At 71.7% G+C, this 23,642-nt stretch carries 17 protein-coding genes and 1 pseudogene; 12 read left to right on the forward strand and 6 right to left on the reverse strand.

All coding sequences use genetic code 11. The features are described 5' to 3' along the window. Positions 1–142: 142 nt before the first annotated feature. Positions 143–1,084 (reverse strand): transmembrane transport protein, encoded by a 942-nt coding sequence (locus CHC09_RS28855; protein WP_089296375.1) that lies wholly within the window; start codon positions 1,082–1,084, stop codon positions 143–145. A 62-nt stretch (positions 1,085–1,146) separates the two neighbouring features. After that, a pseudogene (locus CHC09_RS28860) lies at positions 1,147–1,800 on the reverse strand (ABC transporter ATP-binding protein); the annotation flags it as partial. A gap of 113 nt (positions 1,801–1,913) precedes the next feature. Here CHC09_RS28860 and CHC09_RS28865 point away from each other — a divergent pair. Both CHC09_RS28865 and CHC09_RS28870 read left to right on the forward strand, forming a co-directional pair. Then, the gene (locus CHC09_RS28865; RefSeq protein WP_239138547.1) at positions 1,914–3,026 is read left to right on the forward strand and encodes a sensor histidine kinase; all 1,113 of its coding nucleotides are present in this window, start codon (positions 1,914–1,916) and stop codon (positions 3,024–3,026) included. Continuing rightward, complete coding sequence (locus CHC09_RS28870) at positions 3,023–3,691, forward strand: response regulator (RefSeq protein ID WP_089296377.1); 669 nt, start codon at positions 3,023–3,025, stop codon at positions 3,689–3,691. Before CHC09_RS28865 ends, CHC09_RS28870 begins: the two co-directional genes overlap by 4 nt. 391 nt (positions 3,692–4,082) lie before the next feature. On the opposite strand, the gene CHC09_RS28875 is transcribed toward CHC09_RS28870, so the two are convergent. Both CHC09_RS28875 and CHC09_RS28880 read right to left on the reverse strand, forming a co-directional pair. After that, entirely contained in the window at positions 4,083–5,288 is a 1,206-nt protein-coding gene (locus CHC09_RS28875; RefSeq protein ID WP_089296378.1) for a pyridoxal phosphate-dependent aminotransferase, read from the reverse strand. Between the two features lie 74 nt (positions 5,289–5,362). Continuing rightward, a complete protein-coding gene (locus CHC09_RS28880; RefSeq protein WP_239138548.1) occupies positions 5,363–6,028 on the reverse strand; it encodes a TetR family transcriptional regulator in 666 nt (221 codons plus the stop codon). Positions 6,029–6,105: 77 nt separating this feature from the next. Here CHC09_RS28880 and CHC09_RS28885 point away from each other — a divergent pair, with 77 nt between their 5' ends. Then, positions 6,106–7,536 carry an MFS transporter gene (locus CHC09_RS28885; RefSeq protein WP_089296380.1) on the forward strand — a complete coding sequence of 477 codons (1,431 nt, stop codon included), beginning with the start codon at positions 6,106–6,108 and terminating at the stop codon, positions 7,534–7,536. Between the two features lie 2 nt (positions 7,537–7,538). Here the strand turns inward: CHC09_RS28885 and CHC09_RS28890 are convergent, their stop codons facing one another. Further along, complete coding sequence (locus CHC09_RS28890; protein WP_089296381.1) at positions 7,539–8,252, reverse strand: nicotinamide mononucleotide transporter family protein; 714 nt, start codon at positions 8,250–8,252, stop codon at positions 7,539–7,541. A gap of 58 nt (positions 8,253–8,310) precedes the next feature. Here CHC09_RS28890 and CHC09_RS28895 point away from each other — a divergent pair, with 58 nt between their 5' ends. From CHC09_RS28895 to CHC09_RS28915, 5 genes are all read left to right on the forward strand, one after another. Further along, positions 8,311–9,318, forward strand: coding sequence for a magnesium transporter CorA family protein (locus CHC09_RS28895; RefSeq protein ID WP_239138549.1), 1,008 nt, complete (start codon positions 8,311–8,313; stop codon positions 9,316–9,318). Positions 9,319–9,351: 33 nt separating this feature from the next. Further along, on the forward strand, positions 9,352–9,996 hold the full coding sequence (locus CHC09_RS28900; RefSeq protein WP_089296382.1) for an ABC transporter ATP-binding protein: 645 nt from the start codon (positions 9,352–9,354) through the stop codon (positions 9,994–9,996). 79 nt (positions 9,997–10,075) lie between these two features. Continuing rightward, positions 10,076–13,057 (forward strand): ABC transporter permease family protein, encoded by a 2,982-nt coding sequence (locus CHC09_RS28905; RefSeq protein WP_089296383.1) that lies wholly within the window; start codon positions 10,076–10,078, stop codon positions 13,055–13,057. After that, complete coding sequence (locus CHC09_RS28910) at positions 13,054–15,984, forward strand: FtsX-like permease family protein (RefSeq protein WP_089296384.1); 2,931 nt, start codon at positions 13,054–13,056, stop codon at positions 15,982–15,984. Before CHC09_RS28905 ends, CHC09_RS28910 begins: the two co-directional genes overlap by 4 nt. Positions 15,985–16,284: 300 nt before the next feature. Continuing rightward, on the forward strand, positions 16,285–17,076 hold the full coding sequence (locus CHC09_RS28915; protein WP_089296385.1) for a DUF4142 domain-containing protein: 792 nt from the start codon (positions 16,285–16,287) through the stop codon (positions 17,074–17,076). Between the two features lie 50 nt (positions 17,077–17,126). Here CHC09_RS28915 and CHC09_RS28920 read toward each other — a convergent pair whose 3' ends face one another. Further along, positions 17,127–17,969 (reverse strand): ABC transporter ATP-binding protein, encoded by an 843-nt coding sequence (locus tag CHC09_RS28920; protein WP_089296386.1) that lies wholly within the window; start codon positions 17,967–17,969, stop codon positions 17,127–17,129. A gap of 67 nt (positions 17,970–18,036) precedes the next feature. On the opposite strand from CHC09_RS28920, the gene CHC09_RS28925 reads away from it, so the two are divergent. The 4 genes from CHC09_RS28925 (at position 18,037) to CHC09_RS28940 (ending at position 23,634) form a co-directional block, all read left to right on the forward strand. Continuing rightward, positions 18,037–18,975 carry a ribose-phosphate diphosphokinase gene (locus CHC09_RS28925; protein ID WP_089296387.1) on the forward strand — a complete coding sequence of 313 codons (939 nt, stop codon included), beginning with the start codon at positions 18,037–18,039 and terminating at the stop codon, positions 18,973–18,975. A gap of 99 nt (positions 18,976–19,074) precedes the next feature. Then, positions 19,075–21,117, forward strand: a complete 2,043-nt coding sequence (locus CHC09_RS28930; protein WP_239138550.1) for a hybrid sensor histidine kinase/response regulator — start codon at positions 19,075–19,077, stop codon at positions 21,115–21,117. A gap of 140 nt (positions 21,118–21,257) precedes the next feature. Next, on the forward strand, positions 21,258–22,928 hold the full coding sequence (locus CHC09_RS28935) for a serine/threonine-protein kinase (RefSeq protein WP_089296389.1): 1,671 nt from the start codon (positions 21,258–21,260) through the stop codon (positions 22,926–22,928). A 46-nt stretch (positions 22,929–22,974) separates the two neighbouring features. Next, positions 22,975–23,634: a hypothetical protein gene (locus CHC09_RS28940; RefSeq protein ID WP_089296390.1), complete on the forward strand. Its 660-nt coding sequence runs from the start codon at positions 22,975–22,977 to the stop codon at positions 23,632–23,634. Positions 23,635–23,642: the final 8 nt, after the last annotated feature.

Consider the following 23,642-nt stretch of genomic DNA (forward strand, 5'->3'; position numbering starts at 1 on the left):
CGCCTGTTCTGTCCAGCCCGCGTGAGAGGTGCGCGGGCCGGGCTTCGTACGCGATCTCCCGTGATGTCGGCTCGCAGGGGCCGGCGCCGGGACGCTCGGCGTGCCGTTCGGCCGGGTTCGTAGCCGCCACGAGATCTCGTCCCTACTGTCCCGAGCGGCGGATCCGCCACAGGCCGAATGCCGCCAGCAGCAGGGTCAGACCCAGATAGAAGCCGGACTCCAACCACTGGAAGGTCCAATAGCGGTCCGCCGGCTGATACTCGACGTCCACGTGCAGTTTCAGAGCTCCCAGGCATTCGGCCACGGCGTCGAACGACCCCGACACGCAATTGTCGTAGGCCTCCTGAGAGACCCGGGCCCCGTCGGCGGTGCGCAACTCGCTGGTGTCGAGCACCCAGGCACCGGGCATCTTCAACCCGGAGATCACCGGCTGACTCCCGAGGAAGGACAGGTTGCGCACCACTTCAGCGGTGATCGGAGCGGACCCATGGACCGGCGGAACCAGGTTCGGACGGAGCAGGTTCGGCACCAGGGCCTGGGTCACCACGAAGACCAGCGCGGTGAGCGCCATCGCCGGAACCGTCCGGCGGATCAGGAGGCCGGTGACGACGCCCAAGACGAGAGCGAAGATCCCGTAGGCCACCGGAGCCAGATTCCGGGTGCCGAAGAAGATCGTGGTGAACCGCTCGTCGGCGACCCGGTCGAGCGGACTGGCCGCCCAGGTGAGCAGCGCGCTCACCAGGGCCACGGCGACCAGCGCGGCCAGGCCGGTCAGCAGCAGTTTCACGCTCAGCCAGCGCCGCCGGGTGACGCTCTGGTTCCAGGCCAGCCGGTGTGTGCCGGTCTCCAGCTCCCGGGCGACCAACGGCGCTCCCCAGAACAGCCCGATCAACGCGGGCGTCAACAGCAGCACCGCGTCCAGCAGGTAGACCTGGCTCTGGAACCGATCTCGGAGCTCCGCGCCCGAATGGTCACCGTCCCGGATCTGGTGGCCGAGCACGACCAGGAAGCTCGCGAGAAGGATCAGCGCGACGGCCCCGGTGAGCGCCTGTGCCCGGAACTGTCGCCAGCTCAGCCAGATCATCGGGCCGCCTCCGCCCGCTTCAGGTGGGTGAGCACCAACATCTCCAGCGAGTCTGCCCCGGTGACCAGGGCGTCGACGTCGCCGGCCACCCGGACCCGGCCACCGGCCAGGACGATCAGGTGATCACACACCCGTTCCACGTCGCCGAGCAGGTGCGACGAGAGCACCGCCGACGCGCCCAACTCGGCCACCGACTCCGTCAGGTCGCGCAGGAACGCGTCCCGGGCGAGCGGGTCGAGGGCCGCCGCGGGCTCGTCGAAGATGAGCAGCTCGGGACGCTTGGCGACGGCCAGGGTCAGGGCGAGCTGGGCGCGCTGGCCTCCGGAGAGCCGGCCGGCCTTCTGACCCGGGCGCAGGCCGCTCCGGTCCACCCGGCGGCGTGCGAGCCCGGCGTCCCAGCCGGGGTTCAGCCGTGCGCCGAGGCGTAGGTGCTCGTCGACGGTGAGAGACGGGTAGACCGGGGTGTCCTGGGCGACGAAGCCGACCCGGGCCAGGTGGGCGGCGGTCGCGCCGGGCTGTCCGCCGAGCACCTCCAGGGTGCCCGCGGTGGGCTCGATCAGGCCGCACGCGAGCTGTAGCAGCGTGGACTTTCCGGCGCCGTTCGGCCCGACCAGGCCGGTCACCCGGCCCGCCGGCACGTCGAGGTCGCAGTCGGCCAGGGCTAGATGCTTGCCGTATCGCTTGGTCAGGCCGGTGGCCTTGAGTACGGAGGACATGGCGTTCATCGTGCTGATCCGGGCGGTCCGGGACACCCTTCCCAGGAAGGGGTGGGCAGTACTTTTGGCCGGTACGGTCGCCTGCGCGCCGACGTAGTGTGTCCGCTGTGGCTGTGCGGGAACGACTCATCGAGTTCGGTCTGGCCGCCGCGGTCCTGACCGCGGTGGCGCTGACCGCTGCCGCGATCGCGACGAGCTGGGGCGGCTGGTATTGGCTGTTCGGCGCCGGGATCGGGCTGTCTCTCGGCGCGACGGCACTGGCACGACATCGGAAACCGGTCGCGGCGGCCACACTCGGTCTGCTGCTGGCGTTGCTCGCGGTGGTGGTCGCGCGCCTTGCCGGGCTGCCCCGGGAGCCGGGCCCGGCCGGCATTCTCGCCCTCGCGGTGCTGGTCGGAATGGTGGTGCGGCGTAGTGCCTACCCGATAGCGGGCGCCGTCGCGGCCGGTGCGCTTGTCCTGGTTCTCGCGGTCTTCCTGGCCAGTCATCCGGCCGGCGGTGAGGTGAACCTGGTGGCCGCGCTGAACGCGATCGGCTTCGTCAGCGCGATCGCGACCGGCCTGGCGTTACGGCTGGCCGATCACACCCGACGGGAGACCGAGGAGCGGGTCCGCCGGGACGAGCGCCTGGAGCTGGCCCGTGAGCTGCACGACATGGCCGCTCACCATCTGACCGGGCTCGTGCTGCAGGCCGAGGGCGCGCGGATCCTGGCGCGGAAGCGGCCCGAGGAGCTGGACGACTCGTTGGCGGCGATCGAGAGCGCCGGCTCGGAGGCGCTGAACGCGATCCGCCGGGTCGTCGGGCTGCTCCGCGACGACGACGATGCGCTGGCCACGCGACCGGCACCGGAGCAGGTGCGTGAGCTGGTCCGGAGGTTCGAGCGGCACGGGCCGGCGGTGCACCTCGACCTGCCGGACGAAACGAGTCCGTGGCCGCCGGAGGTGGCGGGCACGGTGCACCGGGTCGTGCGGGAGTCGTTGACCAACATCGCGCGGCATGCACCGCAGGCGAGCGAGGTCGCCGTCACCGTCCGCCAGGACAGCGCGGGCGTGCACTTGCAGATCAGCGACGACGGCCCGGTGGGGCGGCGACCGGCCCGGCGGGGCGGATATGGCCTGATCGGGATGCGCGAGCGGGTCGAGACCCTGGGCGGCACGTTTCACGCCGGTCCACGCGACGGCGCGGGATGGCTGGTCGCCGTGAGCCTTCCTGGAGGTGACCGATGACGATCAGAGTCCTGATCGCCGATGACCAGGCGATGATCCGGAGTGGGTTACGGGTGATCCTGGAGGACGAGCCGGACATCACCGTGATCGGCGAAGCGGAGGACGGGGTGGAGGCGGTGGCGATGGCCCGCCGGCTGCGGCCGGATGTCTGCCTGGTCGACATCCGGATGCCCGGGATGGACGGCATCGAGGTGACCCGTGCGCTGGCCGGTCCGGGTGTCCGCGAGCCGATGCGAGTCGTCGTGGTCACCACCTTCGACCAGGACGAGTATGTGCACGGCGCGCTGCGGGCCGGCGCGGTCGGTTTCCTGCTCAAGGACGCCGGCCGGAAACTGCTGGCCGAGGCGGTCCGGGCGGCGGACAAGGGCGAGTCGTTGGTCTCGCCGGCGGTGACCGTGCGGCTGCTCCGCGAGCTGGCCGCCACCCGGCCTGCGCCCGCGCCGGTTAGGCACCGGCTCACCGACCGGGAGTTGGCGGTGGCCCGTCAGATCGCGCGGGCCCGGTCCAACCAGGAGATCGCCAGCGCCCTGTTCATCTCGGTGAGCACCGTGAAGGGGCATGTCGCGGCGGTCCAGACGAAGCTCGGACAGCGCAACCGAGTCGGGATCGCCTACTGGATCTGGGAGAACGGACTGGCAGGGGCGGACCTCCCGCAAACCGGCTGAGGCCCGCCTGGCCCGAGCCGCTGCCTGAGGTGCTGCCCGAGCCGCCGCCTGAGGCGCTGCCCGAGCCGTTACCGGAGCCGCTGCCTTAGGTGCTGTCTGAGGTGCCGCCCTGAGCCGTCGCCTGAGGTGCTGCCTGAGGTGTTGCCCGAGCCGTTACCTGAGCCGCTGCCTGAGGTGCTGCCTGAGCCGCCGGCTGAGCCGCCCCTCGAGCCGCCGCCCGAGGCGCCGCCGAGCCGTGACCTTGAGACGCGGGGCCGCAGCCTTTAGGCGCTGCTGCCTTGAGCTGCCGACGGGCGAGCCTGTGAGGTGAGCGGTGCAGACAATGCGGGCGGCGCGGGTCTGCGGAGCTACTGGCAACAGGTCGTGGGGCTACCGGCTGCAGGTCGCGGGGTTACTGGCTATAGGTGGCGAGGAAGGTGCGGATCCGGCCCACCGCGTCGTCGAGGACGTCGATCGGGGCCAGGAAGACCAGGCGCAGGTGGTCCGGGGTGTCGATGTTGAACCCGGTGCCGTGCGAGATCAGCAGGTGCTGCTGTTCCAACAGGTCGATCACCAGTCGTTCGTCGTCGTGGACCTTGTGGACCTCGGGGTCCAGGCGGGCGAACAGGTAGAGCGCACCGGCCGGCTTCACACAGTCGACCCCGGGAATCGCGACGAGGGAACGCCACGCGTGGTCGCGCTGCTCCAGCAGCCGGCCGCCGGGGCGGATCAGCTCCTCGATGCTCTGGTAACCGCCGAGCGCGGTCTGGATCGCGTGCTGGGCCGGCACGTTCGGGCAGAGCCGCATGTTGGCGAGCATCTGCAAACCGTCCAGATAATCCGAGCCGGTGGCCGGGAAACCGCTGGTGGCGAGCCACCCCGAGCGAAATCCGGCGGCACGGTAGGTCTTCGACAACCCGCCCATGCTGACGACGGGGACGTCCGGGGCGAGCGCGGCCAGCGTGTGGTGCACCGCGCCCTCGTACACGATCTTGTCGTAGATCTCGTCGGCGAAGATCAGCAAGCCGTGCCGGCGGGCCAGCTCGATCATGCCGAGCAGGACCTCTTCGGAGTAGACCGCGCCGGTCGGATTGTTCGGGTTGATCACCACGAGCGCGCGGGTGCGTTCGGTGATCAGCGAGGCCATGTGCTCCAGGTCGGGCGCCCAGTCCGCGCTCTCGTCGCAGCGGTAGTGCACCGCCCGGCCGCTGCACAGGTTCACCGCACCGGTCCAGAGCGGATAATCCGGGCTCGGCACCAGCACCTCGTCGCCGGTGTCCAGCAGAGCCTGCAGTACCATCACGATCAGCTCGGAGACCCCGTTGCCGAGCAGTACGTCGTCCGGCTGGACGCTGGTCACGCCGAGCGTCTGGTAGTGCTGGGCGACCGCGACCCGGGCCGAGTAGATGCCGCGGGCGTCGCTGTATCCCTGCGACGCGTTCAGGTTCTGCACCACGTCGGCGACGATCGGGTCGGGCGTGGCGAGGCCCCACGGGGCCGGATTGCCCAGGTTCAGTTTGAGGATCCGGTGGCCGGCGGCCTCCAGTTCCTGTGCCCGGCGCAGCACCGGGCCCCGGATGTCGTACCGGACACTCTTCAGCCGCTGCGCCTGCCGCATCGGACCTCCTGACCTAGGTGTACCAGAGGAAACGATGCCAGCCCGCGTCGAGATCCTCCACCCGATCCCATCGGTTAGGGGCGGCGGCCGGCCATCGCCTCGACGGCGGAGATCAGCAGGTCGACGCCGAAGGCGAAGTAGCGCTCGACGTCGGGAGCGCGCTGATACGTCTTCGCGAACTCGATCATCATGGGGAACTGGTCGGCGGGCAGGCACTCGAGCTGGACGCGTCGCTGCCGGCGCCACTCGGCCGCGTCTTCCGGGGGCACGCTGGCGGGGCAGTCAGGTCGAGTGGCGACCAGGCCCATCGCGCCGTGCAGCAGGTACGTCGCGATCCAGTAGGCCTCCTCGACGCCGAAGCCGGCGTCGGCGAGCAGGGCGAGGGTGTCGTTGGTGGCCCGGGTGAAGCTGTTCGTCCGGGTCTTGTCGGCCGAGTGGAGCAGGTCGGGCAGGCACGGGTGGGCGCGCATGACGCCGATCACGGTCTCCACGATCGCGCGGAGCTGTTTCTGCCACGGATCGCCGGCGCTGCGGTCCGCCCGCACCCCGCTCAGCACGTGGTCGATGACCCCGAGCAGCAGCTCGTCCTTGTTCTTGAAATGCCAGTACAGCGCCATCGGCGTCACGCCCAGCTCCTTGGCCAGGCGGCGGATGGTGATCGCTTCCAGGCCCTCCTCGTCGGCGAGGCGCAGGGCGCGCTCGGCGACGGTCGCCTTGCTGAGTCGTTCGGCTGGGGTCACTTGACAACCATACAACGTACAGGTCTCATGTACGGAGTACATGTACATCGTACAAGTACTCCGTATAGGGGGAGACCGTGGAGAAGAACCGTCGGTGGTGGGCGCTGGTTGCCGTGGCGCTCGGCACCTTCATGACGTACCTCGACAACAACGTGGTCAATGTCGCGTTGCCGAGCATCCAACGGGAGCTGAACCTCAGCATCTCCGGACTGGAGTGGATCACCAGCGCGTACATCCTGGTCTTCGCCGGTCTGCTGCTGGCGGGCGGCCGCCTCGGCGACGTCCTGGGCCACCGGATGGTCTTCCTGTCCGGCCTGGGGATCTTCACCGTGGCCTCGGTCGCGGCCGGGCTGGCCGGCAGTCAGGAACTTCTGATCGGCGCCCGTGCCGTACAGGGCATCGGCGCGGCTCTGCTCTCGCCCGCGGCCCTCGCGCTGCTCCAGGAGTTCTTCCCGGATCCGAAGGAGCGCGGCGCCGCGATCGGGATCTGGGGCGCGGTCGGCGCGCTCGCCCTCGCCGTCGGACCGCTCACCGGCGGCCTGCTCAGCGAGCACGCCTCCTGGGGCTGGATCTTCCTGATCAACCTGCCGATCGGCGTGGCCACCCTGGCCCTCTCGTTGATCAGCATGCCGCGGCGGGCCGCGACGGCCCGGACCGCCGGCGCCTGGCAGCGTCTGGACCCGATCGGCCTGGTGACGTCCTCCATCGCACTCTTCGCTTTGACGTACGCCCTGATCGAGGGTGACGCCGAGGGTTGGACGTCCGGCCTCATCCTGGGCTCGTTCGCTATCGCCGCCCTGGCCGCGGTCGCGTTCGGAGTTCGGCAGAGCCGGGCCGCCGACTCGATGGTGAACCTGGCCTTCTTCCGCCTGCGGATGTTCACCGGTGGCCTGCTGGCCATGGGACTGTGGGCGTTCGGCGTCTTCGGCATCTACTTCTACATGGCCATCTACCTGCAGAACGTGCTCGGCTTCTCGCCGACCGAGGCGGGCGCCGGCTTCGTTCCGCTCGCGCTGATCACCGCGGTCGGCGCGATCCTCGCTCCCCGCTTCGAGACCCGCTTCGGCGTCGCTCGAGTGACCGCTTTCGGTCTGGCGGTGATGGGCGTCGCGATCGGCGGCATCGCCCAGTACGGCGAGGGCACCCACTACCTCGACCTGCTGCCCTGGTTCGCGCTCTACGGCGTCGGCGGCGGCCTGCTCATTCCGCTCAGCAACGTGGTGATCAGCGCGCTGCCGACAGACCGCGCCGGTGTCGCCTCCGGCATGCTGAACGTGTCCCGCGAGGTGTTCGGGCTGCTCGGGGTGACCGTCCTCGGCGCCATCCTGAGCAACCGGGCCGGCGCCGCGACCGGCACCGAACTGCACCGCTACCTGGTCGGCTACCAGTTCTCGCTGGTGATCGCGGCGGTCCTGGTCCTGGTGGGCGTCCCGGTCAGCCTGTGGATGCTCCGCAAGCAACCGACCGCCGCCGTCCCGGTTCCGGAGCCGGTGCTCGAGGCGGTCTGAGCTCAGGCGGGTACCGGTACCGGATCTTCCGAGCCGTGCGGTCGCGCGGTTCGGGAGATCCGTAGCCAGACGACGAAGCCCCAGACGACGAAGACGGCATAGACGGCGTAGAGCACCGCGGACGGGTAGTAGCCGAAGTGCAGCAGCTCAGGCACTCCGACCAGGTCCACGGCGATCCAGCAGAGCCAGAACTCCACCCAGCCGCGGGCCATCGCGAAGGTCGCCAGCATCGAGCCGACGAAGATCCACGAATCGGCCAGGTGGTACCACCAGGGAACCGGGAAGCCGGCGCCGATCGCGCGGAAGGCGAAGAAGCAGGCGGCCACGGCGAGCAGCGCCGCGGGGATGAAGACGAGACGCTGCCGGGGGCCGGCCCAGTGCGGCACCACCGCGGCGCCGTGGCCGGTCCGCCGGTTGCGCTGCCAGCGCCACCAGCCGTACACACTGGTGATCAGGAAGAACACTTGGCGGGCAGCTTGGCCGTAGAGCGGGGTGCCCTGATCGTTGCCGATGGCCTGCCCGACGAACACGGTGAAGAGCAGCAGGTTGCCGACGATCCCGACCGGCCAGGCCCAGGCGCTGCGGCGCAGGCCGAACAGGGCCGAGCCGAGCCCGAAGGCGTTGCCGACGATCTCCCGCCAATAGATCGCCTGATCCGGGGTCACCTGCCATTTGGCGGTGTAGAACGCGGTCAGCAAGTGATCGAGCCAAGTCACGGCTCATGGTAGGCCGCATTGAGTTTCTGTCCCGTTTCCGCCTGGGCATAGTGAGACGGTGACCGCAAAGATCTCCTGTCCCGTCCATTCCCGTCTCTACGTCGAAGGCCGGGTGGTCGAGGAGGACTTCGGGTACGACGCCCTCGCCGGGCACCTGCGCGACCGCCCGGACTCGGTCGGCTGGCTCGACCTGCTCGAACCCTCCGCCGAAGATCTGGCCGCGGTCACCGCCGAGTACGGGTTGCACCCGCTCGCCATCGAGGACGCGCTCGCCGCCCGCGAGCGGCCCAAACTCGACCGCTATCCCGATCATCTTTTCGTCAACGTCTACGCGGTCTACTTCGACCACGACGGGGGCAGCGGCTCGCTGGGGGCGCACAAGGTGGAGATCAGCGCGTTCGTCACCGAACGGGTTCTGATCACCGTCCACAAGAACGAGGGAGACGTCGGCAAGCTGGTCGAGCGGTGGGACGCGGACGCCGAACTGGCCGCCGTCGGCGGCGTCAATTTCCTGCTGTACGGCCTCTTCGACGTGGTCGTGGACAGTCAGTACGCGGCCGCCCGGCAGCTCGACGAGGCGATGGACGGGGTCGAGGACTCGATGCTCGGCGAGGGTGGCGCGCCCCGCGCGGTCCGGATGCGCGGGTTCGCGCTGCGCCGCTCGCTGGCCCAGCTGCGCCGGGCGGTCGCGCCGATGCAGGACGTGGTTGCCGAGGTGAACCGACCGGACAGCGACCTGGCCGACGACCGGCTGCGTCCGTACTACCGGGATGTCGAGGACCATGCCGAACGCGCCCTCGAGTCGATCGAGCACTCGCTCGTCCGGATCACCGAACTGCTCGACGCCGACCTCAACGAGCAGAGCAACATCCTCAACGACATCACCCGCAAGCTCGCCGCCTGGGCCGCGATCATCGCCGTGCCGACCGCCCTGACCGGCTATTTCGGGCAGAACCTGCCCTATCCCGGGTTCGGCCAGCCGTGGGGTTTCGGGCTGAGCACGACGCTGATCGTCGTCATGGCGACCGGACTCTACATCTACCTCAAGAAACGCGGCTGGCTGTAGTAACCTCCCCGCTTGATCGGGGGTAGCGAATACATGAACCTGACGTCGGTGGATCTGGGGTACGGCAACGGCGACCCCGTCCTGCGCGCAGTGACGGTGACCGCTCGCCCCGGCGAGGTGCTGGCCGTTACCGGAACTTCCGGAGCGGGCAAGACGACGTTGCTCAGCGCGATGGCCGGTCTGCTGCCGCCGCGCTCCGGCACCGTCACCGTGGCCGGTGCACCGCTGGGCGACCGGGACGCCGCGGTCGGGCGGGGCGTGGTGCTGATCCCCCAGGAGAACGGGCTGGCGGCGATCCTCACCGCGGCGGAGAACGTGTCGGTCGCGGTGATCGCGACCGGGGGCTCGCCCGCTGACGCCCGCCGGCGGACCGCGGACGCGCTCGCCGCGGTGGGGCTCGCCGGGCAGGCGAATCAGCTGATCGAAGAACTCTCCGGCGGGCAGCAGCAGCGGGCGGCGATCGCCCGGGGCCTGGCGCTGCGGGGTGCGGTGGTCCTCGCCGACGAGGTCACCAGCGAACTGGACGCGGCGAACCGGCAGAAGGTCCTGGAACTGCTGCGAGCGGAGGCCGATCGCGGGGCGGCCGTGGTGCTGGCGACCCACGACCCGGAGGCGGCCGCGGCCGCCGACCGCGAACTGCACCTGGCTGACGGGGTCGCCTCCTGGGCGCGAGCCTGAGTTGTCCACAGGGCGAAACTTCCGGACGCCGGAGCGGCCGCGGAACGCGTAACCTGCCCGGAGACACGGGGAGGCTCGGATGTTCGCGCTCGTGATCGGTGCTGTGCGGGCGCGGGCCGCGCAGGTGCTGACGATTCTGGTGCTGGCCACGCTGGCTTCGGCCGTCGCGGTGGCCGGCCCCTGGTTCGCGTGGGCGTCGGCGGGTCGAGCCGCCGCGGCCGACCTGGCCGCGGCCGGAGCCGCCGAGCGGGTGGTCTCGGCGGTGCTCGACGTGAACACCCAGGGCGAGCCGGCGGCCGCGCTCGACGTGCTCGGTGGGCGGGTGCGAGGTGCGCTGCCGGTGCCGTTGAGCGAGCCGGCCGCGGGGCTGAGTGTGCTGCTCAGCGTCGAGCAGGGGCCGATCCGGGTGGCGTACCGGGAGGGCTTCTGCGAGCACGTGCGGCTCGACGGGCCGTGCCCGTCGGCTCCGGGCGAGGCGGCGATCAGCGAGGAGACCGCCCGGCGGCTCGGGGTCGGGCCGGGCGCGTCCCTGCAGATGCGCAGTTCGCTGGTCTCCGGGACGGTCACCGTGAAGGTGGTCGCGCGGTACGGGCGGCTCGACCCGGACGGGACGTACTGGACCGATGAGACCTACCGCGGCACGACCGGCTTCGACCGGGTCTTCGTCCCGGTCGGGACGTTTCGAGCGCAGCCACTGTGGGGCGCGAACCTCACGTACGACGCCGTGCTCCCCGACGACGTCCTCCGCAACGACCGGAATCTCTTCGCCGAACTGACCGCCGCCGACGGGCGGCTCGGTGTGGACCAGGTCCGCCTCGCCACCGGTGCCCGCGGACTGCTCGAGACCATCGACCGGGACCGCTCGACCGTGCTGCGTGGCGTCCTCACCTCCGCGGTGCAGTTGATCGTCCTCACCTGGTTCGCGATCGGCCTGGCCGGGCGGTACACCTCGGGTGCCCGGCGCTCCGACGCCGCCCTGCTCAAGCTGCGTGGCGTCAGCCGTTCCGGCACCCTGCGACTGGCCTGGGGACAGCACCTGGTGCCGCTGGCGCTCGGCGTCCTGCTCGGCGCCCCGGCCGGGTTCCTGCTGGCCCGGGTCCTGTCCGGCACGGCACCGGAGGGCGGCGACCGCACCGCGGCGCTGATCTGGTCGGGGGTCGCGGCCGGTGCTGTTCTGCTCGGCGGCCTGGCCGTGCTGGCCGTGGTCGAGGCGGTGCTGCTCGGCAAGCCGGTGGCGACGCTGCTGCGGCCGGCCGGCAGTGGCGGCAGCCCCTGGTGGCCGGCGCTCGCCGACGTGCTGCTGCTGGCGATCGCCGCGGCCGCTCTGGTCCAGGCGGGCTCCGGTGGCGCGGTGGTCGGTGTGGACGCCGCCGCGCCGGCCCTGGCCGCGCTCGCGGTCGGGCTGCTCGCGGCGCGGCTGCTGGGACGGGTCGCGGCCCGGACCGGGCGGGTGGCGCTGCGCGCCGGGCGGTTGCGGCTCGGCCTGAGCGCCGTGCAACTGTCCCGGTCAGCCGGGGTGGAGCGGGTGTTCGCGCTGCTCGTGGTCGGAGTGGCGCTGTTCCTGGCGGCGGCCGGCGGCCAGTGGGCCGAGCGCCAGGCGCGCGCCGCGCGAAGCACCGCCGACCTCGGGGCGGTCCGGGTGCTCACGGTGTCGGAGACGAACCGGACGGCCCTGATCGACGCGGTGCGCCGGGCCGACCCGAGCGGACGGGAGGCGATGGCGGCGGTGCTCAGCCGGGACGGTGTGCAGCGAATCCTGGAGGTGGACACCACCCGGCTCGCTGCGGTCGCCGCCTGGCGTCCGGAGTACGGCCCGGTCACCACGCTGCCCACGGCCACCGCCGCGGCGATCCTGCCGGACCTCCCGGCTGTCACCGGTGACCGGCTCACCGTGCGCTTCCGGCGGGACGGGCCGGAAGAGGTCGCGCTCACGCTCTCCCTGCGGCACGAGGCGACCGGGACGCCGGTCACCGTCTCATTCGGTGTGCTCGGGGCGGGGGAGGGGACCGCGACAGCACCGGTCGCCGGCTGCACGGGCGCACCCGGCTGCCGGATCGTCAACTGGACGATGACCTCGCCGCCGGACGAGCAGGGGCGCACCGGGCCACCGCCGGAGGGCGCCGCGGTGTCCATCAGGGAGCTGACCCAGGACAGGCCGGAGCCGACGGTGCTGGACCGGGCGACGCTCGGCGACATCACCCGATGGCGTCCGGGGACGGCCGGGGCGGCGCTCGACGTGGCCACGACCGGTGGTGCGTTGCGACTGGTCACCGACCGGAACGGGAGCGGGCTGCCGCATCTCGGGGCCGAGTTGTGGGTGGCCGGGACGCGCGGCCCGCTGCCGGTGGTGCTGGCCGGCGTGGAACCGGAGGCGTGGCGGTACACGGACGCGCTGCTGGAAACGTACGGGGAACCCGTGCCGGTGCAGGTGACCGGCACGGTCCGGGCGCTGCCGGTGGTCGGGCGGTCCGGGGTGCTGGTCGACCTGGACGTCACCCGGCGGCTGGCCGCGACGATCGACCCGGGCGGCGAGTTCCAGGTCTGGCTGGCGCCCGGCGCCCGGCCCGGCCTCGCCGGCGCGCTGGTCGCGGCTGGGCTGACGGTGGGCACCGACACCACAGCCACCGGACGTCAGGACCGGCTCGGTGGGCAGGGCCCGGCCGCGGTGGTCCGGTTCGCGCTGCTGGCCGGCGTGGCCGCGGTGCTGCTGGCGGCGGCGACCGTGGCCACGGCGATCACCGCGGAGCGACGATCGCTCGGCGAGCAGTTGCGAGCGTTGCGACGCCAGGGTCTGCCGGCCCGGGTCGCGACCGCGGCGGGCTACGCCGGGCCGGCCGCCCTGATCGTCGCCGGGGTGCTGACGGGGATGGTGGCGACCCTGGTGAGCGTGGCGCTGACCGGCAGCGCGGTGCCGCCGTTCACCGACGGCTGGCGGGTGTTGGCCACGCCGTCGCCCCTGCCCCTCGGGGTCCTGGCGCCGTCCGCGCTCGGCTGCCTGGCCCTGCTCGGCCTGGTGGGGTGGCTCGCGCTGCGTTCCATGATCCGGGAGCTGCACCGATGATGACTCTCGTGCTGGCGATGGTCTGGCACCGCCGTGGCCAGGCGGTCACCCTCGCCCTGCTCGCGCTGCTGGCGGTCGCCGCGGCGGTGGCCGCCCCGGCCTATCTCGTCGCCGCCGACCGCGCGGTGGCCGCCGGTCAGATCGCCACCGCCTCCACCGGCGAACTCACCCTGACCGTTCGCGCGACCCAGGACAACCAGACCCGGGAGGGCCCGGGTGACGACTTCGCCGACCTCGGCGGCACCCTGATCGCGCTGCCCGGCTTCACGTACTACTACTCCGCGGAGACGCCGACGGTCGGTCTGGAGAAGACCGACCGGTACCCGTCCCGCCTCGTCTTCCGGCAGGACGTCTGCGCCCACGTCCGGATCGTCGCGGGTCGCTGCCTGTTCGGCGAGGGCGACGCGCTGCTCGGCGAACAGACCGCGAAACGGTACGGCCTCGCCCCGGGCGACGACGTCACGCTCTCCGCCGCCACCATGGACACCTCCGGTGGAACACCCCGCTTCACGGCCGCGGGCCGGCCGAAGACCCTGATCGTGGCCGGTGTCTACCGGGCGGTGCGGCCCGCGGAGACCTACTGGGGCCGGCAGGGCTACTTCGTCGGCGGCCCGGAGATCGGGTCGGGCGAGCCGGTCTTCACCACCGCGATGACACTGCCCGCCACCGACCGGACCACCACCAGCATGGCGATCGACGGGATCGCCGCGCCCGGCACGCTCGACATCGGCCGGCTCGACGCCCTGCGCACCGAGCTGAACCAGCTGGACCGGGCCGCCGCCGACCTCGACCAGACCCTGCAGATCGAGACCGACATCCCACGGTTGCTGGACCGGATCGACGAGGGCCGGGCGGCCGCGCGCCTGCTGGTGCCGGTGCTGGCCGTACCGCTGGTGCTGCTCGCCTGCTTCAGCATCCATCTGACCGTCGGCTACGGCACCCAGGGGCGGCAGAGTGAGCTGGCCGTCGTCGCGTTGCGCGGCGCCCGCTGGTGGTCGCGCTGGTGGCTGGCGACCGGCGAGAGCCTGATCGCGGTGCTGGCCGGGGCGCTTCTCGGCTGTCTCGCCGGGCAATTGCTGACCAACGCGGTGACGGCGGTGCGGTTCCCGGGCGTGGGCCAGACCGCGGACTGGTCATCGCTGCGGTACGCCCCGGTCGCCGCCCTGATCGCGCTGCTCGCCGCGGTCGCGGCACAGCGCCGCCAGCTCACCCGGCAGGTCGCCGGGCTGCTCCGGCGGACCACCGCCCCCGCCGGGCGGGCCCCGTTCGGCGAGGCCGTGCTGCTGGTGCTCGCCCTGCTCGCCGGCGGCCAACTGTTCCTCACCCACGGCTCGCTGACCGGGATCGGTCTGTTCGCGCCCGCGTTCGTCCTGCTCACCCTGGCGCTGCTGGTGTCGCGGGCGCTGCTCCCGCTGCTCGGCCGGGCCGCCGCCCGGGCGCTGCACCGCGGCCGGCTCGGCCCAGCGCTGGCCGGGCTGCAACTGACCCGCCGGCCCGGGGCCGCCCGGCTGTTCGCGCTGCTGGTGGCGGCCGCGGCGGTGGCCGGGTACGCGGGCTGCGCGGTGGACACCGCCGTGCGGGGGCGCGACACGCAGGCCCGGCTGAGCGCGGGCGCCGAGCGGGTGCTCACCGTCGAGCCGGTCTCCGGGCGTCAGCTGCTCGCGGCGGTGCGTGCCGCCGATCCGGAGCGGAGGTGGGCGATGGCGGCCGCCCAGATCTCCAGCGGCGGGGAGCATCCGGTGCCGGGGCTGGCCGTGGACACCGAGCGGCTGGCCCGGGTGGCCATCTGGCCCGCGGGTGCGCCCTCGGTCACCGCGGTGGCGAACCGGCTTCGGCCGGAGCGGGTCACACCGACCGAGGTCGCCGGCCCGGCACTCGCCGCCGACGTCACCAGCAGCGTCGGGCGGCTCCGGCTCACCGTCACGGTCTCCTCGGTGGCCGGGGAGGCCGTGGCCGACCTCGGCGAACTGCGGCAGGGGCGGTCGACCTACCGGACCCAGCCGGACGTCTGCCGTGCCGGCTGCCGGATCAACAGCCTGGAGATCAGCGCGACCGGCCGGGACCGGGTCGCCGGTCGCCTGGTGCTCCGCGGGCTGGGGAATCAGTGGCTGGTGTCCGAGCGGGGCAAACTCTCCGAGGCCCCGGAGGGGATCACCCTCGATGTCGACCTCGCGCCGGAATACGCGGAGACGGTCCGGTTGCGGCCGGCGGGAGTGCCGGATCCGCTGCCCGTCGCGTACGCCGGGGAAGCGCCCGTGGCGATCACCGGGCTGGCGGACGAGCCGGTTCCGGTCGCGGGCGTGGTGGCCCTGCCTGCGGTGCCGTCGCTGGGACGCGACGCGTTCCTGGTCGACCTGGGATATGTCGGCCTGCTCGGCTCCGGGACGGGAAGCGTGCCACGAGCACAGGTCTGGCTCTCCGCGGCGGCCCCCGCCGATGCGGTCGAGCGGCTCACCGCAGAGGGCCTGACGTTCGCCGACGACACCGGGGCGGCGGCGATCCGGGCGCGGCTGGACCGGCAGGGGCCGGCGCTTTCGCTCGGCTTCTACCTGCTTGCCGCGGGCCTGGCGACGCTGCTCGGGGTCGGCGCGCTGGTGCTGACCGTGACCGTGGACCGGGGCCGGCGAACCGAGGACCTGGTCGCCCTGCGGGCCCAGGGTCTGCGACGCGGCCCGGCCGGACAGGCGACGTTCTGGACCTACCCGGTGCTGGTCACGGCCGCGGTGGTGACCGGTGTGCTGGTGGCTCTGGTGGGCTGGTGGGTGACGGGCTGGGCGCTGCCCCTGGCCGGGGTGCACCCACCGGATCTGCCCTTGCCCGGCAGCCCGCGCGCCGGGGTCCTGCTGTGGTGGACGGCGGCGATCCTGTTGCCGTACCTGCTCGCGGCTGTCCTCGGCGGCCGGGACCTACGCCGTCGCATCGGCTGATCCGGCGCTGAACATGTAGGTGGCACGCATCCGGGTCTCGCCTTGCAGCCGGTTGCCGCAGCCGGCCAGCCCGGGCAGCCGCCGGAGCCACCGCGACCAAGAAGCCGGCCGGCGTCAACCGCCGCGATCCTTGCGGTGGTCGCGGCCGGCCGAGCAACCGCCCAAATCGGCCACGGCCGCGCTCAGTTTGTTGTTCTGGTGACTTCCGGCCCTTCCGAAACCAAACGCATTGATCTATACGGGCTCACGATCCGTTCTTTGTTCATGACAACGCTGTGAGACCGCTGTGGAGGAGAAGGTATGTCGCGCTGGCGTCACTTGACCGGGCTCGGTTTCGCCGTTTTGTCACTGGTGCTGCTTCAGCCCCAGGCAGCGTGGGCCGAGCCGGGCGTGCCCAACCCGCCGAACCAGCTGATCACCGATACCGGAGAGGGCAAGGTCTCCGCGGCTGACATCGACTTCGCGAAGAAGGTGAAGCTCGCGGGCCTGTGGGAGATTCCCGCCGGGGAGATGGCCCAGGACAAGTCGGGCGACACCCGGATCCAGCAGATCGGCAAGGACATCGCCGCCCAGCACGTCGTGCTGGACCAGATGGTCACCGCGGCGGCCAAGAAGCTCGACATCGAGCTGCCCTCCAAGCCCAACTCCGACCAGCAGGGCTGGCTCGGTGAGATGCGTGCCGCCGAAGGCAAGGACTTCGACCAGATCTACATCGACCGGCTACGTGCGGCGCACGGCAAGATCTTCCCGGCCATCGCGACGATCCGGACGAGCACCCGCAACGACACGATTCGCAAGCTGGCGCAGCGGGCGAACCAGTTCGTGATGACGCACCTGACCCTGCTGGAGAGCAGCGGCATCGTCGACTTCGCCGCCCTGCCGACGGCGCCGCCGCCGACGACGGCTCAGGCCGTGACCACCAACACCGGCAACTCCACCACCGCGCTCTCGACGGCCGGGTCGAACCAGCAGACCTCCTCGATGAGCACTCCGCTGGTCGTCGGCGTGGTGGTCGCGAGCTTCGGGGTCGCCTTCCTGGTCACGCGTCGCATGTGGCCGAGTTCGCCCCGGCGCCGCCGCTACAACAGATGACCGGAGCCGTCAGGCGGTGAGTCGTCCCCGGCGGCGGATGCCCAGGATCGTCAGGCGGCGGGCTCGGCACTGCCGGGGACCAGGGTCACCTCGCCGTCGAGGTGCTGGACCGTGAAGAGGGTCCCCGGCGGATAGGCCCCGAGCACCTCCGGCGGCAGTTGCACCGTCCCGTCGCCCGCGACCACGGCGAAGTCCTGACCGTCCCGGCCCTCCGCGCCGACCCGTCCGTCGCGGATGGTGACCGCCCGTCCCAGCCGGGCGCCGACCTCGTTGTCGTGGGTGACCACGACGATCGTGGTCTCCCGCTCCTGGTTCACCGTCTCGAGCGCGTCCAGCACCTCGTCCCGCCCGGCGGTGTCCAGGCGGCTGGTCGGCTCGTCGACGAGCAGCAGCCCGGGGCCGGTGGCGATGCCGACCGCGAGCGCGGCCCGCTGCCGCCCGCCCGGGGTGAGGTCGGCCAGCTTGCGACGGCCCTGACCGGGGAGCCCGACCAGGTCCAGGATGCGGTCGGGATCGTCCAGCTTGATGCCCCGGGTGTGTGCCGCCCGGCGCTGTGCCAGCCAGATGTTGCGGTGCAGCGTGGCGTACGGCAGCAGGTTGCGCGCCGCGCCCTGCAGGACCACCCCGATCTCGGTGCCGCGCAGCCGGGAGATCTCCGCGTCGGAGAGCTTGCCCATGTCGTACGTCCCCACGTTGATCCGCCCCGCCGACGGGCGCATCAGTCCCGCGAGCAGCGCGATCAACGTCGACTTGCCGGACCCGGAGGGCCCGACCAGGGCGAGGGTCTCACCCGGCGCGATGGAGAGATCGACGCCGGCCAGGGCCACCACGTCCCCCGCCTCGGCGCGGTAGATGTGCACCACCCGTCGGCACGCGACCGCCAATCCGTTCATGAGTGCACGCTAACGGGGCCGGACCGTCCTGACGACACCGGTTCGGCGGCACTTACTATGGGCGTCTGTGCGCGACATCGCCGTTTTCACCGGATCTGCTCATCCTGAACTCGCCGCGGAAATCTGTGAGCACCTAGGTGTTCCGCTTCTGCCGACCCGGATCTCCCGCTTCGCCAACGACTGCATCGAGGTGCAGCTGGAGGGGAACTGCCGGGAGCGGGACGTCTTCCTGATCCAGCCGCTGGTCCCTCCGACCCAGGAGCACCTCGCCGAGCTGCTCTTCATGCTCGACGCCGCCCGGGGCGCGTCGGCCGGCCGGATCACCGTGGTCCTGCCGCACTACGCGTACGCCCGCTCGGACAAGAAGGATGCCCCGCGCATCTCGATCGGCGGCCGCCTGGTCGCCGACCTGCTGACCACCGCCGGTGCCGACCGGGTGCTGGCGATGACCCTGCACTCCCCGCAGGTGCACGGCTTCTTCAGCATCCCGGTGGACCACCTGCACGCGCTGCGCGAGCTCGCCCATCACTTCCGCGGCTACGACCTGAGCAACACCGTCGTCGTCTCGCCCGACCTGGGTAACGCCAAGGAGGCCGCGGCCTTCGCCCGGCTGCTGGACATCGACGTGGCGGCCGGAGCCAAGCAGCGGTTCGCCGACGACAAGGTGGTGATCAGCTCGGTCATAGGTGAGGTCGCCGACCGGGACGTGATCGTGCTCGACGACGAGATCGCCAAGGGCAGCACCGTCTTCGAGCTGCTCGCCCGGCTGCGTGAGCGTAATGTCCGCAGTGTCCGGGTCGCCTGCACGCACGGGCTGCTCACCGACGACGCGGTGCAGCGGCTGGCCGCGGAGAAGGAGATCGAGGAGATCGTCTGCACCAACACGGTGCCGATCCCGCCGGGCAAGCGGCACGAGAAGCTGACCGTGCTCTCGGTGGCGCCCGCGCTGGCCGAGGCGATGCGCCGGATTCACAACGGCGAGTCGGTCAGCGCGCTCTTCGTGTGAACGTGACCGGAACCCGGCCCGGGGTGAACAACCGGGCCGGATTCCGCCGAACGCCCCTCACGCGCGCCCCACAACGCGAAAAATATGCACATGGGTGTCATGGCTTACCCCCTCAGGTACGCGCTCGCCGACCTAGCCCTCGCGCTCAGCAGAGCCGCAGCGGATCCAGCCGAGGTGCGGTCCACGGCCGCCCGCGCCGCCGCCGACATGATCGGGGACGGGGCCGGCGTGCAGCTGCTGCTCGATGACGGCCGCTACGACGAGATCGTGTACCAGGACGTGGAGAACGACCCGGCCAGCCCGCTGGCCCGGGCGCTGAACCGGTCCGGCCGGACCCCCGACGACGAGTACTCGACGAAGCTCGCCGCCAGCCGTCGCCCGATCGTGCTCAGCGGTGACTCGGCGGCCGAGCTGGGCTCCCCGGAGCACAAGATCACGGCCGCGGTGCTCTGCCCGGTGATCGTGGACAACACGTACGCCGGCTATCTGATTTTGACCCGGCACTCGCCGGAGGCGTTCTATGCGACGCCGGAGGTGGAGCTGGCCCGGGACATCGCCGGCGAGCTGTCGCTGGCGCTGGCGGGCGCCCGGGCGCAGGAGCGGCTGCGCGTCGCCGAGGAGCGCTACCGCCGGGTGCTGGAGACCATTCCGGAGGGGGTGCTGCAGCTCAGCCCGGACGGGGTCGCGACGTACGCGAACGAGCCGATCGGCGTGGTCCTCGGCATGCCCCGCAGCGAGCTGATCGGGGTGTCGCTGCGCGGCTTCCTGGACAACCAGGGCCAGAAGGAGCTGGAGCGCCGGATCGAGGAGTGCCGCAAGGGGCACTCGACGGTCGGCGCCACCCGGCTGATGCGGGCCGACGGGTCCCGGCGCAGCGTACGGATCAGCATGATGCCGATCCGCGACGACAACAACGAGTTCGGCGGCGTCCTGTGCATGGTCACCGACACCACCGACCACATCGACGCCCGTGGCCTCAAGCGCCAGCTCGATCACCTGCGCCGGCTGGACAGCCTGGGCCAGCTGATCGGCGGCCTGTCGCACGACTTCAACAACCTGATGACCGTGGTGGCCGGCTCGGCCGACATGATCCTGGCCCAGTCCGAGGAGGGCTCGTCGCAGTACCAGCTCGCCAAGGACATCATGGATGCGGTGAACACCGGGCGCACCCTCACCCACCAGCTGCTGGCGTTCGGTCGCAGCGAGGGCAACCGGCCCGAGGTGATCCCGATCCCGGACCTGCTCACCGATGTGCAGTCGCTGTTCAGCCGGACCCTGGGGGAGCGGATCGGCCTGGATCTGACGTTCGGTCCGGACGTGTGGCCGGTCAAGGCGGAACGCGGCCCGCTCGAGCAGGCTCTGGTGAACCTGGCCGCGAACGCCCGGGACGCGATGCTGCACGGCGGCATGGTCCGGGTGGTCGCGACAAACGAGGTGGTCGAACCCGGTCAGCTGGCCGAGGACGCGCCCGGCGGCAGGCTGGTGCACCTGGTCGTCACCGACACCGGTACCGGCATGGAAGAGGAGATCCGCAAGCGGGCGCTGGAGCCGTTCTTCACCACCCGGCCGACCGCCGCGGGTCTGGGTCTGGCGACCACCGCCGGGATCGTGCACAACCTGGGCGGCCACATCGAGCTGGAGTCGCAGCCCAGGATGGGCACCACGGTGCACATCTATCTGCCGGCCGCCGAGCAGCGTCCGCAGCCGTCCGGGGAACGTAAGGAGAAGGCCGCGGTGATCGGCCGGGTGCTGATCGTCGAGGACCAGCCGGACGTGGCTCAGCTGGTGCAGCGGCTGATCGCGCCGGCCGGCTACGAGATCAGCGTGGCCACCGACGCGCTGACGGCGGTTACCGAGGTGGCCTCCGGTGCCCGGCCGGACCTGCTGATCACGGACGTGGTGATGCCGACGATGACCGGGCCGGAGCTGGCCGGCGCGCTGCGGGCGCACCAGCCGGACCTGCCGGTGCTCTACATGTCCGGTTACACCGCGGCGTCGCTCGGCCCGCAGCTGCACCTCGACGACAACAGCATGCTGCTGGAGAAGCCGTTCACCCGGTCCACGCTGATCGGGGCGATCCGCTCGCTGTGCGGGCCGCAGCCGATGCCGGGTGGTGGCGGAGCGGCGGTTCCGACGGGCTGAACGACGCCCGCGCGGATTTGTGACGGGCCGGGCCGTACTCCTCCCGGACCGTGCGAATCTGGACCGCCGGGCTTGCCAATCCATACCGATAAAACGCACTATTCCGGGGCATTGCCGCCAGGCGGAAGGACCCCGGATTGATGCAGGATCCCACGCAGGATCCCACGGACGACGCGGAATTCGCCGGACGCAGTGTCGGAAACTCCTATCGTCTGATCAGACCGATCGGGCAGGGCGCCACCGGCACCGTCTGGGCCGGCGTGGACAGCGCCACCGACGAGCCGGTGGCGGTCAAGCTCCTGCACGAGAGTCTGCTGCGCCAACCGAGGCTGGTCACCCGCTTCGTGCAGGAGCGGACCATCCTGCTGATGCTCCGGCACCGCAACGTGGTGCGGGTCCGTGACCTGTTCAGCGTCGGGGAGACCCTGGGCCTGGTGATGGACCTGGTGGCCGGCGGCAGCCTGCGCGACTACCTGGAGCGCGAGCGGACCATGGCGCCCGCCGAGGCGGCCCGGCTCGCCGCCCAGGTCGCCGACGCCCTGGCCGAGGCGCATGAGCTCGGCATCATCCACCGGGACCTGAAGCCGGACAACATCCTGCTGCTGGAGCGGGACGGCCGGCTGGAGACCCGGCTGACCGACTTCGGCATCGCCCGCATCCTCAACGTGCCGAGCATGACCACCCCGAACGCGGTCGTCGGCACCCCGCACTACATGGCCCCGGAAGCGTTCCACGGGGTGACCCCGAGTGCGGCCACCGACGTCTACGCGCTCGGCGTGCTCCTCTACGAGCTTGTCTCCGGGCATCCGCCGTACCTCAGCGACTCGGTGCCGGAACTGATGCGCATGCACGCCACGGGGCGCCCGCAGCGCCGCCCCGGCATCCCCGACGAGCTGTGGAAGATCATCCGTTCCTGCCTCTGCGCCAAGCCCGCGCAGCGACCGGTCGCCACCGCGCTCGTCCGTGACCTGCGTCAGCTGGCCCAGAAGCTGGCCGGGGTGCCCGCGCTGTCGCCGTCCCCGCCGCCGGTTCTGCCCGCGGTCGATCCCGACGACATGGCCGCCGACCCGCCCGAGCTCCGCAAGGGCGTCGAAGCGCCCCGAGCCGGCCGGCCCGTCGTACCCCCGGCTCGCGAGCCGCGCAACGCCGTGCCGGGCCATCGCTGGCTCCGCTCCGGCACCTCCGTGGCGGTCCTCGCCGGTGTCCTGCTCGCCTCCGGCACCGCCGCCACGGTCTGGCGGCGGGACGGCCGCGCTCCGGCCGTCCCGCCGCACGCCAGCGCTCTCCCCAGCCCTCCGCGACCCGCCGCGGCCTCCGCCGCGCCGCGCCGCGTGGCCTCCCGTAATTCCGTAAAAGCGAAGAAAACCACCAAAACTAATAATGTACGAACAAAGCGCACCGCCCGGCCGCACGCCCACGCCAGATCGCCGCTGCCGGAGGGTGCGGCGTGGGGCCCGTGGCAGTGCAACCCGGACCTGGTCTTCGACCTCGCCACCAGCAGCCCGCTGACCCCGCGCCCGTGTCACTCGGTCGGGCGTGACGTGCGCTTCCAGGCCTCGCTCACCGCGCCGGCCGGCGGCCGTGCGCGCATTCAGGTGTCCCTGCGCGACGCCGACACCGGTCGCACCGTGGCCGGTCCGACCACCTGCGACGACCTCAGCTTCAGCGTCTGGCGGATCACCAGGACGTGCGGCCCGGCCGGTGCCGCGCCCCGTCGTGGCCACGACTACACGGTCGTGATGGCGATCCGGTACGAACGCAACGGGCGTATTTCGACCAGCACGGCGCGGGGTCGCGTCTTCACGTGGTGACCCAGCCCACTAAGATCCTTCGATACGCCGGGAGGGGGCTTCCGTCATGAGCTTTGATCTGTTCGTCTGGCACGAGCCGGAGCCGATCACGCCCGCGCTCGCCGAGACCAAGCTGCGGCAGTGGCACGAGGGGGAGTCCGACGTGTTCCGGGCGAATCCCGCCGTACCCGCGATGTTCGCGGCCCTGCTCGGCCGTTTCCCGCCGGGCACCGAGGTGTGGAGCGGTGATCCGTCTCCTTCGGACACGGTCCTGCACCTGAGCGTCGTCTGGTCCCGGGCCGGGGAGGTCGGCGCGGCCGTGGTCGCGCTCGCCCGCGAGCACGGTCTGATCTGCTACGAGCCGCAGACCCACCTGCTCAATCCGAACGCCGCCGGTCACGTCGCGGCGTTCACGCTGACCTCGGCCGACGGTCCGGACGTCCCCGATCCGACGTCGAAGCGGATCGATGAGCGCATCGGCCACCTCGGCTTGGACAACCACTTCCTGGCGCTGGAGCGCTCCGACGGCTGGTTCGTCCGAGTGGGTTACGGCCCGGCGGCCGGCACCGAACCCGGCCGGTACGCCCTGGAGTACCGCGAGGGCACGCCCAAGGAGCACTACCGCACCGAGACGCCCGACCGCACCGAGGCCACCCGGCTGCTGACCGAGTTCCTCGCCGGCGCTGACACCTACAAGCGCAGGCACACCTGGCGTCCCCCGATCTGACGTGCGGG

The organism is Actinoplanes regularis (assembly GCF_900188005.1).
Classification (GTDB): domain Bacteria; phylum Actinomycetota; class Actinomycetes; order Mycobacteriales; family Micromonosporaceae; genus Actinoplanes; species Actinoplanes regularis.

What these genes read in the sequence shown, in the direction of transcription:
- CHC09_RS28930 (WP_239138550.1), top strand. Translation starts at nt 19,075, where the DNA reads ATGGCTTACCCCCTCAGGTACGCGCTCGCCGACCTAGCCCTCGCGCTC.
- CHC09_RS28910 (WP_089296384.1), top strand. Translation starts at nt 13,054, where the DNA reads ATGATGACTCTCGTGCTGGCGATGGTCTGGCACCGCCGTGGCCAGGCG.
- CHC09_RS28915 (WP_089296385.1), top strand. Translation starts at nt 16,285, where the DNA reads ATGTCGCGCTGGCGTCACTTGACCGGGCTCGGTTTCGCCGTTTTGTCA.
- CHC09_RS28920 (WP_089296386.1), bottom strand. Translation starts at nt 17,969, where the DNA reads ATGAACGGATTGGCGGTCGCGTGCCGACGGGTGGTGCACATCTACCGC.
- CHC09_RS28870 (WP_089296377.1), top strand. Translation starts at nt 3,023, where the DNA reads ATGACGATCAGAGTCCTGATCGCCGATGACCAGGCGATGATCCGGAGT.
- CHC09_RS28855 (WP_089296375.1), bottom strand. Translation starts at nt 1,084, where the DNA reads ATGATCTGGCTGAGCTGGCGACAGTTCCGGGCACAGGCGCTCACCGGG.
- CHC09_RS28875 (WP_089296378.1), bottom strand. Translation starts at nt 5,288, where the DNA reads ATGCGGCAGGCGCAGCGGCTGAAGAGTGTCCGGTACGACATCCGGGGC.
- CHC09_RS28935 (WP_089296389.1), top strand. Translation starts at nt 21,258, where the DNA reads ATGCAGGATCCCACGCAGGATCCCACGGACGACGCGGAATTCGCCGGA.
- CHC09_RS28905 (WP_089296383.1), top strand. Translation starts at nt 10,076, where the DNA reads ATGTTCGCGCTCGTGATCGGTGCTGTGCGGGCGCGGGCCGCGCAGGTG.
- CHC09_RS28900 (WP_089296382.1), top strand. Translation starts at nt 9,352, where the DNA reads ATGAACCTGACGTCGGTGGATCTGGGGTACGGCAACGGCGACCCCGTC.
- CHC09_RS28940 (WP_089296390.1), top strand. Translation starts at nt 22,975, where the DNA reads ATGAGCTTTGATCTGTTCGTCTGGCACGAGCCGGAGCCGATCACGCCC.